This is a genomic window from Roseateles sp. FW305-36 (assembly GCF_058787015.1).
Genome location: NZ_JBYSZK010000001.1, coordinates 579,242 through 594,143, shown reverse-complemented (window position 1 = coordinate 594,143; position 14,902 = coordinate 579,242). Strand labels below are relative to the sequence as shown.

At 68.8% G+C, this 14,902-nt stretch carries 14 protein-coding genes; 12 read left to right on the top strand and 2 right to left on the bottom strand.

Features of this window, described 5'->3' with window-relative positions:
* The first annotated feature begins 4 nt into the window (after positions 1–4).
* The 10 genes from AC3WOE_RS02720 to AC3WOE_RS02675 all read left to right on the top strand — a co-directional run bounded on the left by AC3WOE_RS02720 (position 5) and on the right by AC3WOE_RS02675 (position 10,086).
* Positions 5–814: a ferritin-like domain-containing protein gene (locus AC3WOE_RS02720; protein ID WP_492688077.1), complete on the top strand. Its 810-nt coding sequence runs from the start codon at positions 5–7 to the stop codon at positions 812–814.
* The gene (locus AC3WOE_RS02715; RefSeq protein WP_492688075.1) at positions 811–2,940 is read left to right on the top strand and encodes a prolyl oligopeptidase family serine peptidase; all 2,130 of its coding nucleotides are present in this window, start codon (positions 811–813) and stop codon (positions 2,938–2,940) included. Before AC3WOE_RS02720 ends, AC3WOE_RS02715 begins: the two co-directional genes overlap by 4 nt.
* Positions 2,937–3,854 carry a DMT family transporter gene (locus tag AC3WOE_RS02710; RefSeq protein ID WP_492688073.1) on the top strand — a complete coding sequence of 306 codons (918 nt, stop codon included), beginning with the start codon at positions 2,937–2,939 and terminating at the stop codon, positions 3,852–3,854. The genes AC3WOE_RS02715 and AC3WOE_RS02710 overlap by 4 nt, the downstream gene beginning before the upstream one ends.
* A 36-nt stretch (positions 3,855–3,890) precedes the next feature.
* The gene (gene aptA, locus AC3WOE_RS02705) at positions 3,891–5,207 is read left to right on the top strand and encodes an omega-aminotransferase AptA (RefSeq protein ID WP_492688072.1); all 1,317 of its coding nucleotides are present in this window, start codon (positions 3,891–3,893) and stop codon (positions 5,205–5,207) included.
* A gap of 61 nt (positions 5,208–5,268) precedes the next feature.
* Entirely contained in the window at positions 5,269–6,450 is a 1,182-nt protein-coding gene (locus AC3WOE_RS02700; protein WP_492688070.1) for an esterase-like activity of phytase family protein, read from the top strand.
* Positions 6,450–7,337 (top strand): DMT family transporter, encoded by an 888-nt coding sequence (locus AC3WOE_RS02695; RefSeq protein ID WP_492688069.1) that lies wholly within the window; start codon positions 6,450–6,452, stop codon positions 7,335–7,337. The genes AC3WOE_RS02700 and AC3WOE_RS02695 overlap by 1 nt, the downstream gene beginning before the upstream one ends.
* Positions 7,338–7,346: 9 nt before the next feature.
* Entirely contained in the window at positions 7,347–8,183 is an 837-nt protein-coding gene (locus AC3WOE_RS02690; RefSeq protein ID WP_492688068.1) for a PIG-L deacetylase family protein, read from the top strand.
* Positions 8,180–9,160, top strand: coding sequence for a succinylglutamate desuccinylase/aspartoacylase family protein (locus tag AC3WOE_RS02685; protein ID WP_492688066.1), 981 nt, complete (start codon positions 8,180–8,182; stop codon positions 9,158–9,160). The genes AC3WOE_RS02690 and AC3WOE_RS02685 overlap by 4 nt, the downstream gene beginning before the upstream one ends.
* Before the next feature lie 101 nt (positions 9,161–9,261).
* Positions 9,262–9,660, top strand: a complete 399-nt coding sequence (locus AC3WOE_RS02680) for a VOC family protein (RefSeq protein WP_492688064.1) — start codon at positions 9,262–9,264, stop codon at positions 9,658–9,660.
* 9 nt (positions 9,661–9,669) lie between these two features.
* Complete coding sequence (locus tag AC3WOE_RS02675) at positions 9,670–10,086, top strand: ribosomal maturation YjgA family protein (protein WP_492688062.1); 417 nt, start codon at positions 9,670–9,672, stop codon at positions 10,084–10,086.
* A 50-nt stretch (positions 10,087–10,136) separates the two neighbouring features.
* Here the strand turns inward: AC3WOE_RS02675 and yghU are convergent, their stop codons facing one another.
* Positions 10,137–11,000, bottom strand: coding sequence for a glutathione-dependent disulfide-bond oxidoreductase (yghU, locus tag AC3WOE_RS02670; RefSeq protein ID WP_492688061.1), 864 nt, complete (start codon positions 10,998–11,000; stop codon positions 10,137–10,139).
* Positions 11,001–11,088: 88 nt separating this feature from the next.
* Here yghU and AC3WOE_RS02665 point away from each other — a divergent pair, with 88 nt between their 5' ends.
* Both AC3WOE_RS02665 and AC3WOE_RS02660 read left to right on the top strand, forming a co-directional pair.
* Positions 11,089–11,739, top strand: a complete 651-nt coding sequence (locus AC3WOE_RS02665; RefSeq protein WP_492688059.1) for a DsbA family oxidoreductase — start codon at positions 11,089–11,091, stop codon at positions 11,737–11,739.
* Positions 11,740–11,819: 80 nt separating this feature from the next.
* Positions 11,820–12,791 carry a recombination-associated protein RdgC gene (locus AC3WOE_RS02660; RefSeq protein ID WP_492688058.1) on the top strand — a complete coding sequence of 324 codons (972 nt, stop codon included), beginning with the start codon at positions 11,820–11,822 and terminating at the stop codon, positions 12,789–12,791.
* 4 nt (positions 12,792–12,795) lie between these two features.
* Here the strand turns inward: AC3WOE_RS02660 and AC3WOE_RS02655 are convergent, their stop codons facing one another.
* Positions 12,796–14,871 (bottom strand): TonB-dependent receptor, encoded by a 2,076-nt coding sequence (locus AC3WOE_RS02655; RefSeq protein ID WP_492688057.1) that lies wholly within the window; start codon positions 14,869–14,871, stop codon positions 12,796–12,798.
* Positions 14,872–14,902 lie beyond the last annotated feature (31 nt).

Below are 14,902 nucleotides of genomic sequence, written 5' to 3'. Positions count from 1 at the left end.
GGGCATGGAAATCCGTGCCCGCGCCCTCGAGATCCTCTGCCTGGCCGACCCGCTCGCCAAGGCGGCCGCGGCCAGGGCGCTGGACGAAGCTGCGCCTCTCGATCCCGACGTTGTTCTGGCCGAGCCGCCCGGCATCCCCGGCCGCCCGGCCCGGCCCCGGCTCGTCGAGCACATCAAGCTCAAGGGCCCGTCGATGCGCACGCCGGCCGGCATCGCGGCCCTGGTCCATTCCATCGCCCACATCGAGTTCAACGCCATCAACCTGGCCCTGGACGTCTGCTGGCGCTTTGCCGGCATGCCGGCCGACTTCTACCGCGACTGGCTGCGCATCGCCGCCGAGGAGGCCCTGCACTTCACGCTGTTGCGCGATCATCTGCTGACCCTGGGCTTCGACTACGGCGACTTCGACGCCCACAACGCGCTGTGGGACATGGCCGAGCGCACCCGGCACGACCTGCTGGCCCGCATTGCGCTCGTCCCGCGCACGCTGGAGGCGCGTGGCCTGGACGCGTCGCCGGCCGTCAAGCGCAAGCTGGTCGGCGCCGGCGACCACCGTGCGGGCGCCATTCTCGACATCATCCTGCGTGACGAGATCGGCCACGTCGCCGCCGGCAACCGCTGGTACCGCTTCGTGTGCGAGCAGCGCGGGCTGGACCCTATCGCCACCTATGCCGAGCTGGCCACCCGCCACCAGGCGCCCAGGCTGCGCGCTCCCTTCAACCTCGAAGCCCGCCGCGCCGCCGGCTTCGACGAGGCGGAACTGGCCGCGCTGACAGAATCCGCCGCGCCCCCCATTCCGGAACACCGCCCATGAGACTCGTGATTTCCTGCCTGGCCGGCCTGCTGGCCGCCACGACGCTGGCCGCTGCGGCTCCGCCGGTCGCGCGTGTCGCTCCGGTCGAGGACCGCTATTTCGGCGAGACCGTCGTGGACCGCTACCGCTGGATGGAGAACGACAAGGACGCCGACTGGCTGCCCTTCCTGAAGGGCCAGAACGCCCACACCCGCGGCGTCATCGACGCGTTGCCGGCCCGGCCGGCCTTGCTCAAGCGCATCCAGCAGCTGTCGGGCGACGTGGTCGCCACGTCGGCGCTGCAGCGGGCCGGCAAGCGGCTGTTCTTCCAGCAGCGCCCCGTGGGCAGCAACAACTTCAAGCTGTTCGTGCGCGAAAACGGGCAGGACCGCGTGCTCGTCGATCCCACGGCGCTGGACACGGCGGGCAGCCATGTCTCCCTCGACTTCTGGCGCGCATCGCCCGATGGCAGCCGGCTGGCCTACGGCCTGTCCAAGGACGGCAGCGAAGATTCGACGCTGCAGATCCTGGAGGTGGCCACCGGCAAGGTGCTGCCCGAGCGCATTCCCAATACGCAGAACGCCGAGACGCAGTGGCTGCCCGACGGCAGCGGCTTCTTCTACAACCAGCTGACCGGCAAGCTGGATACGCCGCAGCGCTACCTCGACTCGCGCGCGCGCTTCCACCGCATCGGCACGCCGGTGGACAGCGACCCGGTGCTCGTTGCCCGCGGCCTCGACCCCCGGCTGAAGTTCGACGACATCCAGGCGCCCTACCTGCTGACGGCGCGGGGCAGCGACCGCGCGGTGCTGCTGCTGGCCGACGTGCGCCGCGAACGCCGCGTGCTCGTCGCGCCGCTGGCCGATGTGCTGCGCGGCAAGGTGCGCTGGCAGCCCGTGGCCGACTTCGCCGATGAGGTCACCGACGTCGAGCTCGACGGCGACCGGCTCTATCTGCTGGCCAACCAGGGCCACCCGCGCGGCCGCGTGCTGGTCACGTCCGCACGCCAGCCCGACCTCGCCCATGCACGCGAGGCCGTGGCCGAGTCGACGCTGGTGCTCCAGAACATGGTCCGGGCGCGCGACGGCCTCTACCTGCGCGCGATGGACGGTGGCCTGGGCCGGCTGCAGCGCCTGGTGGCCGGCAAGCTGGAGACCATCGCCCTGCCCTTCGACGGCACCCTGGCGCAGGTGGACGCCGACGCCGCCCAGGACGGCGCGCTGGTCACGCTGTCGGGCTGGCTGACACCGACCGGCGTCTGGTCGGTCGACCGCAGCGGCAAGCTGGCCGACACCGGCCTCACGCCCCGCCCCACCATCGATACCAGTGCCTACACGACCGAGCGTCGCTTCGCCACGGCCAAGGACGGCACCCGCATCCCCTACAGCCTCATCTACCGCAAGGACCTCAAGCACGACGGCAGCGCGCCAGCTTTCATGCAGGCCTATGGCAGCTATGGCGCGCCGGCTTACACCCCCAGCTTCGCAGGCCGCAGCCTGGCGCTGATCGACGCCGGCGCCATCGTCGGCTATGCCCATGTGCGCGGCGGTGGCGAGTACGGCCGCGACTGGCACCGCGCCGGCCAGCTGGAGAACAAGCCCAACACCTGGCGCGACCTGATCGCTGTCACCGAGGACATGATCGCCAAGGGCGACACCTCGGCCCAACGCCTCGTCATCGGCGGCCGCTCGGCCGGCGGCGTCACGGTGGGCATGGCCCTGACGGAGCGCCCCGACCTGTTCGCCGCCGTCGTCTCCGGCGTCGGCTGGCACAACCCGCTGCGCTATGTGGCCGAGCCCAATGGCTATGGCGAGGAGCCCGAATGGGGCGCCATCCGCGAGGAGAGCGGCTATCGCTCGCTGAAGGGCATCGACAGCTACCAGCATGTCGTCGACGGCACTCGCTACCCTGCCGTGCTGCTCACCACCGGCGTGACGGACCCGCGCGTGGCGCCCTTCCACCCGGCCAAGATGGCGGCGCGGCTGCAGGCGGCCACCGCCAGTGGCAAGCCGGTGCTGCTGCGCGTGGACTTCGATGCCGGCCACGGCATGGGCTCCACCCGCGCCCAGCAGGATGCCGAAGCGGCGGATACCTACGCCTTCATCCTGTGGCAAACCGGGCAGACGGCAACCGCGCCGCCTCCATGAGCCGCATCCAGGCCAATCTGCTGCTCACCCTGGTCGCGCTGATCTGGGGCTCGGCCTTCGTCGCCCAGAACAAGGGCATGGCCGATATCGGCCCCCTGCTCTTCACCGGCGTGCGCTTCCTGATCGGTGCCCTTGTCGTGCTGCCGCTGGCCGTGCTGGAGTGGCGCCGCCTGGGCCGCGAAGGCCGGCCACTGTCGCGCCTGGACGGCTGGCATATCGCCGGCCTGGGCGGGCTGATGACCCTGGGCGCCGTCATGCAGCAGGTCGGCATCCAGTTCACCAGCGTGACCAATGCCGGCTTCCTGACCGCCGTCTACGTGCCCCTGGTGCCGGTGCTGGCCTGGCTGATGCTCGGCCAGATCGCGCACTGGTCGGTCTGGCCGGCGGCGGCGGGCTGCCTGGTGGGTGCCTTCCTGCTGTCGGGCGCGCATGAACTCAACATCGGCCTGGGCGACCTCTGGGTGGCCGGCTCGGCCATTCCCTGGGCCGTGCACGTGCTGATGGTGGGCCGCTGGGCCGACCGCATGGGCGCGCCCTTCCTCGTCGCCAGCGGCCAGTTCGCCATCTGCGGCGGGCTGTCACTGATCGCTGCCTTCGCCATGGAGCCGCTGCGCTGGGCCGGCCTCGAGGCCGCCGCGGGGCCCATCGCCTACACCGGCGTGCTGTCGGTGGGCGTGGCCTTCACGGCCCAGGTGGTGGCCCAGCGCTACGCCCAGGCCGCGGACGCGGCCATCATCCTGTCGGCCGAGACCCTGTTCGCTGCCGCCTGCGGCTATCTGATGCTGGGCGAGCGCCTCAACACCGCCGGCCTGATCGGCTGCGGTCTGATGCTCGGCGGCATCCTGCTCGTGCAGTTGATGCCTTTGGTGGGAACCCTGAAACGACGTCAGATTCTGACCACTCCGTCAAATTGACTCTAGACTTTGGGATCCCTTGCCGAGGAGCCCCGCATGAGCGCAGACGTTTCCAAGCTTGACGCCTACTGGATGCCCTTCACTGCCAACCGGCAGTTCAAGCAGGCGCCGCGCCTGCTGACGAAGGCCGACGGCATGTATTTCCGCGACGACAAGGGTCGCGAGATCCTCGACGGCATCGCCGGCCTGTGGTGCGTCAACGCCGGCCACAACCGCAGCAAGATCGTCCAGTCCATCCAGGACCAGGCCGCCGAGCTGGACTTCGCGCCGCCCTTCCAGATGGGCCATCCCAAGGCCTTCGAACTGGCCGAGCGCCTGGCCCAGATCACGCCGCAGGGCCTGAACCGTATCTTCTTCACCAACTCCGGCTCCGAGTCCGTCGAGACGGCGCTGAAGATGGCCATCGCCTACCACCGCGTGCGCGGCGAGGGCGCCCGCACGCGCCTGATCGGCCGCGAGCGCGGCTACCACGGCGTCAACTTCGGCGGCATCTCGGTGGGCGGCATGGTGGCCAACCGCAAGATGTTCGGCAGCCTGCTGGCCGGCGTCGACCATATCCGCCACACGCATGATCCGGCGCGCAACGCCTTCTCGGTCGGCATTCCGCAGCACGGCGCCGAGTTCGCCGACGACCTCGAGCGCCTGGTGGCCCTGCACGACGCGTCGACCATCGCCGCCGTCATCGTCGAGCCCGTGGCCGGCTCCACCGGCGTGCTGATCCCGCCCCAGGGCTATCTGCAACGCCTGCGCGAGATCTGCGACAGGCACGGCATCCTGCTGATCTTCGACGAGGTCATCACCGGCTTCGGCCGCACCGGCAAGCCCTTCGGTGCCCAGACCTTCGGCGTGACGCCCGACCTGATGACGGTGGCCAAGGGCATCACCAACGGCTGCGTGCCCATGGGTGCCGTCTTCGCCCAGCAGAAGATCCACGACGCCTTCATGACCGGGCCCGAGCACCTGATCGAGTTCTTCCACGGCTACACCTACTCGGCCCACCCGCTGGCCTGCGCGGCCGGCATCGCCACGCTGGACACCTATGCCGACGACGACCTGCTGACGCGCGCGGCGCGCATGCAGGACGAGTTTGCGAAAGCCCTGCATTCGCTGCGCGAGGAACCCAATGTCATCGACGTGCGCAATATCGGCCTGGTCGGCGGCATCGAGTTGAAGCCTCTGGACGGCCAGCCCGCCAAGCGCGCCTTCAATGTCTTCCTGGATTGCTGGGACAAGGGCCTCTTGATCCGCACGACGGGCGACACGATTGCGCTGTCGCCGCCGCTCATCATCGAGAGCGGCCATATCGAACGCATCGTCGACACGCTGCGTGGTGCTCTCCGGCGAGCCGCCTGAACCCGTGTACTAGACTGCGCCGCCCGCAGCGGTGCGATGCCGCTGCCTAAGGATTGAGTTGATGAAGTTGATTGCCCGCTGCGCCGCCGCCGCAGCCTCCCTGCTGCTGGCCCTGCCGGCCCTTGCCCAGAACCTGACCTATCTCGGCCAGCAGATCGTGCAGGGCAGCCCGAACTTTCGCGGCGCGCCGGTGGGCGGCCTGTCCAGCATCGACTACGTGGCCGCGACCGGCCGCTACCTGGCCATCTCCGATGACCGCAGCGACCGCGGCCCGGCGCGCTTCTACGAGCTGAGCCTGGACCTGTCCAAGTTCCGCCGCAGCGCCAGCCCCGGCGATGCCGGCGTGACCTGGGTCAACGTGACGACCATCCTCGACCTCGACGGCCAGCCCTTCGGCCGCAACATGGTCGATCCCGAGAGCCTGCGCCTGGATACCAAACGCAATCTCATCTACTGGTCCAACGAGGGTCAGCGCGTCTCCAACGCCATGCAGAACCCGACCGTCCGGCGCATGACCATCGAAGGCAAGCCGGCCGGTGAATTCCCCGTGCCGAGCTACTACAACCCCTCGGGCAGCGCCAGCGGCATCGCGGCCGGGGACGTCGGCGTCTACAACAACCTGGCCTTCGAGAGCATCGCCATCACCCCCGACGGCAAGACGCTGTGGACCATGAGCGAGAACGGCCTGGCCCAGGACAGCCTGCCCACGGCGGTTGGCCGCGGCAGCCGTGCCCGCATGCTGTCCTTCGACCTGGACAGCGGCAAGGCCGGCGCCGAGTACATCTACGACGTCGGCCCCGTGCCCTTCCCGCCGGCGCGCCAGGGCGACTTCGCCACCAACGGCGTGCCTGACATGCTGGCCCTGTCGGCCCACGAGTTCATCGTCATCGAGCGCGCCTTTGCCGTCGGCGCGCAGACGCCGGGCATCGCCGCGCTGACCAAGCAGCCCACCAGCAACACCATCAAGCTGTATCTCATCGACACCCGTGGCGCCACCGACGTGTCGGGCTGGCCCAGCATCAAGGGCCGCGAGGTCGTGCCCGTCAAGCGCGCCATGCTGCTGGACCTGTCCTCGCTGAAGAACGACGACGGCAGCGTGCTGGCCCTGGACAACATCGAGGGCATCACCTTCGGCCCGATGTTCGAGGGCAAGCGCACCCTCATCCTCGTCTCGGACAACAACTTCAATCCGGCCCAGTTCACGCAGTTCATTGCCTTCACGGTTGATGGCAACCTGAATTGATGCACCCGGTTCCCTGGCGCGCCTATGCGCTGCTCGCGGCCAGCACCAGCCTGGTCGGTAGCTATGTGGGCCTGTCCAAGCTGCTGGTGGCGGCCTTCCCGGTCTTTCTGCTGGCCGGGCTGCGCTTCGGCTTCGCGGCCCTGCTGATGCTGCCCTGGCTGAAGAAGCCCGCCAGCGAAGCGCCGCTGGACGCGCGTTCGCGCTGGCTGCTCTTCCTCGAATCCTTCCTCGGCAACTTCCTGTTTTCCATCTGCATGCTGTTCGGCCTGCGACAGAGCTCGGCCGTGGTCGCGGGCGTCATCATGGCCGGCATCCCGGCGGCCGTGGCCCTGCTGAGCTGGGTGGTGCTGCGCGAGCGCCTGGGCGGTCGCGTGCTGGCCGGCATTGGCTGCGCGGTAGGCGGCATCGCGTTGGTGGCAACGGGCAAACAGGGGGGCGCCGACACCACGCCCGTGGGCGCCCTGCTGCTGCTGGCCGCCGTGTTCTGCGAGGCCTGCTATGTCGTCATCGGCAAGAAGCTGACGGCCGGCCTCGGCCCCAAGCGCATCAGCGCCCTGATCAATCTCTGGGGCCTGGCCCTGGTCTCGCCACTGGCGATCTGGCAGGCCCTGAGCTTCGATTTCAGCGCGCCGCGGGTGCTGGACTGGGCCTTGCTGGCCTATTACGCCGCCACGGCCAGCGTCATCACCGTCTGGCTGTGGATGGCCGGCCTGAAAGGGCTGCCCGCGGCCCAGGCGGGGGTCTTCATGGTCTTCCTGCCCATCAGCACGGCGCTGATCGGCCTGGCGCTGGGCGAATCCATTTCCGCCTTGCAGGTCCTGGCCTATGGCATGGCCTTATTGGGTGTGCTGCTGGCGACATGGCCGGCCAAAGCCGGCACTCGGTAGGATGCCGGGATGTCGTCCCTGGAAGCCGATCTCGCCCGCTGGCGCGAGCACCTGAAGCGTTTCGCTGCCCTGCTGGGCAACCCGCCCGACCGCAGCACCCCGCCTGCGCCTGAGGCCCTCCCCGGCCATTGCCTGGTCTTTGCGCCCCACCCCGACGACGAATGCATCGTCGGCGCCCTGCCGCTGCGCCTGCAGCAGGAGGCCGGCTGGCGCATCAGCAATGTCGCGGTGACCCTGGGCAGCAATCCCGAGCGTCGCGAAGCCCGCTGGGCCGAGCTGGTGGATGCCTGCGAGGTGCTGGGCTTCGACTGCATCCGCGTCGGCGAGGACGGCCTGTCCGACGTCCGCGCCGACTCGGTGAATGACGAGCATGTGCAGGCCCTGGCCGCCATCCTCACCGAGCACCGCCCTGCCCTGGTGCTGGCCCCGCATGCGCTGGACGACAACCCCAGCCATCGCGGCGTACACCGCGTCGTCGTCGCAGCCATCGCCGCCGCCCGCCTGGACACGGTGCTCGCCCTGACCGAGTTCTGGTCCACGCAGGAGCAGCCCAACGCCCTGGTGCAGACCAACGTGGCCGACACGGCCCGATTGATCGCCGCGCTGGAGCGTCACACCGGCGAGATCGCCCGCAACCCCTATCACCTGCGTCTGCCCTCCTTCCTGGCCGACGCCGTGCGCCGTGGCGGCGAGCTGGTGCTGGGCGCCGGCGAGGAAGTGCCCGACTTCGCCTTCGCCACCCTTTACCGCCTGGTCGCCTGCCGCGCCGGCCAGCCGGTGTCCGATTTGCCCCGCCGCGTCTTCCCCGCCGGCCAGGCCCTGTCTTCCGACCTGCTCAAGCCATGACTTCACCGACCCATATTCGCGTCCACCAGTTCGCCGGCCTGCAGACCGGCCCGCGCCTGCTCGTCACCGGCGCCGTGCATGGCAACGAGATCCACGGCACGAAAGCCATGGCCGAGATCATTCGCCAGCTGGACGCCGGCGAGCTGGTGCTCAGGCGCGGCACCCTGACCCTGGTGCCCATCGTCAACCCGCTGGCCCACCAGCTGAACCGCCGCGAGGGTGACCGCAACCTCAACCGCAACCTGCGCCCGCCCGTCATCGCCCATGATTTCGAGGACCGCGTGGCGCGCGTGCTGTGCCCGCTGATCGCCCAGCATGACGGCATCCTGGATCTGCACAGCTTCCAGGGCAACGGCCCGGCCTTCGCCATGATCGGCCCGCGCAACAACACGGGCGAACTGGAGCCCTTCTCGCAGGAGACCACCGAATCGGCCCTGGCCGCGCGCCTGGGCGTGAGCCGCATCGTCGAGGGCTGGCTGTCCACCTATGCCCTGGGCCTGCAGCGACGCCAGCAGCGCGAGCACGACGGCTCGCGCCGCGCCGCGCTGATCTCCGATCCGCATTACGGCGTCGGCACCACCGAATACATGCGCTCCACCGGCGGCTGGGCCATCACGCTGGAATGCGGCCAGCACCTGGACCCCAACGGCCCCGCGGTCGCCCGCCTGGCCATCCTGCGCACCCTGGTCTTCCTGGGCATGCTGGACGAGAGCGCCGTCGAGCCGCATCGCCCCGCGCAGGCGCCCGAGCTGCTGCAGCTCTACGACGTCATCGATCGCGAAGACCTGGGCGACGGCTTCGAGCGCGAATGGGCCAGCTTCGATGCCATCGAGCAAGGCCAGAAGATCGGCACCCGCGCCAGCGGCGAGGCCGTGCTGGCACCCAGCGAAGGCCGCATCGTCTTTCCCAACGTGAAGTCGCAGCCGGGCACCGAGTGGTTCTATCTGGCGCGGCCTAGCGATAGAAAGCTGGGTTGATCGGCCGGAGGTCTGTTGCCTTGTGCTGACATCGACTGTCAGCACGGGTCTCGCAAGATGCACAGCCCGCTGCACACCGGCAGCCGACCTGAGCATTGAAGATGAAATTCGCCTCCACCCGACTGATTGCCGCCGACATCCAGGCCATGGTCGCCTTCTACGAACTCCTGACCGACCGGAAGGCCGAATGGCTGGCGCCCGTGTTCGCGGAAATCGTGACGCCGTCTGCGACGCTGGCCATTGGCAGCGCCGACACCGTCGCCTTGTTCAAGGAAGGCAGTGCCGAGCCGGCGGCCAATCGGACGGCCATCCTCGAATTCATGGTCGCCGACGTCGATGCGGAGTACGCGCGCCTCCAGGACAAGGCGAGCTGGGTCCACGAGCCGAAGATGATGCCCTGGGGAAACAAGTCGGCGCAGCTGCGCGACCCTGAAGGCAGCCTCGTGGCGCTCTTCAGCCCCGTCACCGAAGCCGCCAAGGCACGCTTCGGCTCGCGATAGTCCGCCCTGATGCCGCCCCGCACGCCGCGCCATCGCAACCGTCTTACCTACGCCGCGCTGGTGCTGGTGGTCATCGCCGCCGGCCTGGCCTCGCGCCGCTATCCCGGCCTGCTGCCGGCCGCCCTCGGCAAGTATCCCGGTGACGCGCTCTGGGCGCTGATGGTGATGCTGCTCTTTGGACTGGCCCGCCCCAGTTGGCCCGTCGCCCATACCGCAGCCGCTGCATTGGCCACATCGTTCGCCGTCGAGTTCAGCCAGCTCTACCAGGCCGACTGGATCAACGCGATCCGCCATACGACCCTCGGCCATCTGGTGCTGGGCTCGGGCTTCCATGCCCTGGACCTGCTGGCCTATACCGTCGGAGTGGCCCTGGGTGCGGCGGCCGAGCTGCTGCTGCGTCGGCGCCAGGGGGCAGCTCGAACGTGATGCCGTAGAGGGCAATCAATGATCCGATCCCATCCCATGCCCTTCGCTGATCAGGGCGCGAGTTTGTCCTGGGTCCGGGTCTCGAAGTCGCTGGCCTCATGCCGTTCATGCAACTGGGTGTTGGCTTCCCCCCAGGTGCGGTTGACCATGCGGCCGCGCTGCACCGCCGGGCGCTGGGCAATCTCGTCGGCCCAGCGGATGACGTGGGTGTACTCCTGCACCGACAGGAACTCACCGGCCCCATAGAGCTGGCCCTTGACCAGGGCGCCATACCAGGGCCAGGTGGCCATGTCCGCCAGGCTGTACTCGTCGCCCGCCAGATAGCAGCGCCCGGCCAGCAGCCGGTCCAGCACATCGAGCTGGCGCTTGACCTCCATGGCATAGCGGTCGATGGGGTATTCCTGCTTGGTCGGTGCATAGGCATAGAAATGCCCGAAGCCGCCCCCCAGAAATGGCGCGCTGCCCATCTGCCAGAACAGCCAGCTCAAGGCCTCGGCGCGGGCCGCACCTCGCGGCATGAAGGCGCCGCCGAACTTCTCGGACAGGTACATCAGGATGGCAGCCGATTCGAAGACCCGCACCGGCTCAGGTCCGCTGTGGTCCACCAGGGCAGGAATCTTGGAATTGGGATTGGCCTCGACGAAGCCGCTGCCGAACTGCTCGCCCTGGTTGATACGGATCAGCCAGGCGTCGTACTCGGCGCCGCTGTGGCCCAGGGCCAGCAACTCCTCCAGCAGAATGGTCACCTTGACGCCATTGGGCGTGGCCAGTGAATAGAGCTGCAGCGGATGGCGACCGACGGGCAGCGCCTTGTCGTGCGTCGACCCGGCAACCGGGCGGTTGATGCTGGCGAACTGGCCGCCGTTGTCCTTGTTCCAGGTCCAGACCTTGGGCGGGGCGTAGGCATCGGTCATCAGGCAATCCTTTCGAGGCGCGACGGTAACGCTTGTTCAAGCACCCGGCCGCCGTGCGGTCTTGGCGTTGCCTGGGACAATCCGGCGCATGCGTATCGACTTCATCTCCGACATCGTCTGCCCGTGGTGCGCCATCGGCCTGTATTCCCTGGAAGCCGCGGCCGCGCGCATTCCCGGACTGGAACTGGACCTGCACTTCCATCCCTTCGAGTTGAACCCCGGCATGGGCCCCGAAGGCCAGGACATCGGCGAGCATCTGGCCGAGAAGTACGGTGCCAGCCCGGCCCAACTGGCCGGCACGCGCCAGGCCATCCGCGAACGCGGCGCCACCCTGGGCTTCGATTTCCGCTCGGAAGCGCGCAGCCGCATCTACAACACGCGTGACGCACACCGCCTGCTGCACTGGGCCGACGAGGCTTTCGGCGGGGCCGTGCAGCGCCAGCTGAAGGTGGCGATGCTGAAGGCGTATTTCACGGAGGGTCGCGACGTCTCCGACCGTGCCGTGCTGCTGGAACTGGCCGTCGCCGCCGGCCTGCCCGAAGCGGGTGCCAGGGACGTGCTGGACAGCCGCCAGTACGACGCCGAGGTGGGCGCGGCCGAGGCCGAGGCGCATGCCCAGGGCATCCACGCGGTGCCGGCCATCATCGTCAACCAGCGCCACCTGATCCAGGGCGGCCAGTCGGTCGAAGTGTTCGAAAAATTGCTGCGCCAGGTCATGGACGAGCCGCGGCTGGCCTAAGCGCTGCCACCGGACCTGAGACAATAGGCGCTCAGTTTTCGAAGCCCGCCGCTGGCGGGCTTCTCGTTTCTCCAGCGCCCATGTTCAAGAACCTGATCACCTACCGCATCGGCGAAGGCTGGACGGCCGACGCCCAGCTGCTCGCGGAACAGCTCGCCAAGGAACCCTTCCTCGCCTGCGCCCCCACCCAGCCCCTGGCCGTCGGCTGGGCGCCGCCGCGCGGCATCGAGCACGCCCCCCTCGTCGAGGTCGTCGACGGCCATTGGCTCATCAAGCTCAAGCGCGAGCAGCGCCTGCTGCCCTCCTCCGTCGTGCAGGAACGCATCGACGAGCTGGCCGAGCACATCGAAGCCACGACGGGCCGCAAGCCTGGCAAGAAGGCCAAGAAGGACCTGAAGGAACAGGCCACGCACGAGCTGCTGCCGCGCGCCTTCACCAAGACCTCGGCCACCCAGGTCTGGATCGCGCCCAAGCAGGGCCTGCTCTTCGTTGACGCCGGCTCCAGCAGCCGCGCCGACGAAGTCGTCACGCTGCTGATCCAGGCCAGCGCCGGCCTCAGCCTGCAGCTGGTGCAGACCGCCGAGAGCCCCGCCGCCTGCATGGCCGCCTGGCTGCTAGACGGCGTGACGCCCGAAGGCTTCCAGATCGAACGCGAGTGCGAGCTCAAGGGCAGCGACGAGCAGAAGCCCGTCGTGCGCTACGCCCGCCACCCGCTGGACATCGAGGAAGTGCGCGCCCATCTGACCAGCGGCAAGATGCCGACCCGACTGGCCCTGAGCTGGAACGAACGCGTCGCCTTCACGCTGACCGAGGGCTTCACGATCAAGAAGATCAGCTTTCTGGACCTGGCCTTCGAGGGCCGGGCCGAAGCCAGCGGCGACGAAGCCTTCGACGCCGACCTGGCCCTGGCCACCGGCGAGCTGGGCCGCCTGATCCCGGCGCTGATCGCCGGCCTGGGCGGCGAGCATGACTTCGCGGCCGCAGGCACGGCCCCCGCCGCGCCGGCCGCCTTGTCGACCGAGCCGCTGGCTGAGGAAGCTGCTCCCTGGTGAGCCTTCAAAAGCCGAGCTTGAGCGTCACGCGCAGCGTGCGTGGCTCGGCGGGATGGACGTGCCGGTCGGCGACCGGCGCGGCCTCGCCGGGCAGCTGGGATTCGTAGAAATACTCGATGTCGTTGACCCTGCGGTTGCCCAGGTTGAAGACATCGAAGGTCAGCTCGCCGCTGCCCCACAGCTTGCGGCTGAAGCGCAGATTGGTCGTCAGCGAGGACCGCGAACGCACGCTGTTGTCCTCGACCAGCGCACCCGAGCCCAGATAACGCCAGTGCAGGCTGGCCGACCAGGGCCCGAGCTCACGCAGCGTGACGGCCAGCGACGCCACCTTGTCGACGGCATTCGGAACGCGATCGCCGCTGGCAAAGCGCGCATGCGTCCACGCCAGGTCGGCGTCAACCAGCAGCCACGGCACCGGCACATAGCGGTTGTTCCACTCGACGCCATGGCGCTTGCTGGGCGCGTTGGCCTCGGTGGCACCCGCGTCGCCGACGTAGACGAGCTCGGAGTCGAAGTCGAGCTTCCACAGGGCCAGCGAACTCTGCAGGCCCGGTACCCACTCCGTACGCGCCCCCAGCTCCAGGCCGCGCGCCGCGACCAGGCCCGGCACCTTGTCGACGGCAGCGCCGGTCTTGGGATCCACCGTCGCCGTCGTCCCGCGCGCATCGTTGCTGTGAAAGCCGCGGCCGGCATTGAAGAAGAACTCGGTCTTGCTCCAGGGGCCGGCAATCAACGACAGCTTGGGTGAGAGCAGATGGGCCGAGGCGCTGCCGGCGTTGGCGGCGTTGGTCAGCGCATCGACCCGGAAGCGGGCCTGATCGGCGCGCAGGCCGACGACGCTGCGCAACCAGGGCGTCAGCTCGATCGAGGTCTGACCATAGACGCCGAGCTGGGTCTGGCGCACCTCGTCGTCGCGCGTCGTCGCGGTGACGCGGCGCTCCACGGTATCGAAGAGGCCGACGCGGATGCGGTCCTGGCGCAGTTGCAGGCCGATCTCGCTGCGAGCCGGCAGCTCTCCGAGACGGTGATCGACGGCATGGCTGGCCGTGAAGCCATAGACCTTGCGACGGTCCTGCTGCGAGAACTGGTCGCCGTCGGCGGGCCTCTCCATCGCATACGTGAAGTTGGAGAAGAGCTGCAGGCGGTAGTCCATCGCATAGGCCGCGACGTGAGTGGTCTCGCTGTCGGTGACGCGATGCCATTCCCCGGACAGGCTGCTGCGCCGGGTCTCGCCACCGTCGCTCTTGTCGATGGCATCGAAGCGGCCAAAATTTTCGAAGCCAGGCTGGCCGTTGAACGTGCCCGCCAGCAGGCGCTCGGGCACCTGGTCGGTCGACGTCCAGCGGGCGTCATAGCCCATCAGGCTGGCGCTCCAGCCCTCGGCCCGCGTGCCGGCCGACAGCGTCAGCACGCCATTGCTCTTGCGCAGATGCTCGGGCAGGGTCCAGGGCCCGTCGTTGTGCTGCACCTCGACGGCCCCCAGCAGCTTCAGCTCAGCGCCAATGGCCGTGGAGCCCGCGCCGACAAAGCGCTGGAAGTGGCGCTGGCCCAGGGTCAGCGCGGCAAAGCTCTCGTCCAGCATGTTGCGGTAGGCGATATCGGCCGAGCCTGCGGCAGCGAAGTCACCGTTGCGGGCGAAGTAGGGCCCCTTGCGGTAGTCGATGCGGTCGACCAGTTCGGGGATGAGGAAGTTCAGGTCCGAATAGCCCTGGCCGTGGCCGTGCGTCGGCATATTGACCGGCATGCCGTTGACGGTGGTGGCGAAGTCGGTGCCATGGTCGAGGTTGAAGCCGCGCAGGAAGTACTGGTTGGCTTTGCCGTCGCCGGAGTGCTGGGTGACGATGAGGCCGGGCACGAATTCCAGCACCTCGCCTGGGCGCAGCGCGGGCCGACTTTTCAGCAGCTCGGCACGGATGACACCCTCGGACGCGGCATCGGAGCTGCCGACCGCGTTGTCGTAGTGGCGGCCGGCGACCTGCACGCGCTCCAGCATCGCGACGTTCTCGGATTGGCCCTGGGCCGCCGCTGCCAGAAACAGGCAGGCGGGCGCCAACAAGGTCGGCTTGAATCGTGGGGACATGGGTGTTCTCGAACGGCGCGCGGACGCGCAC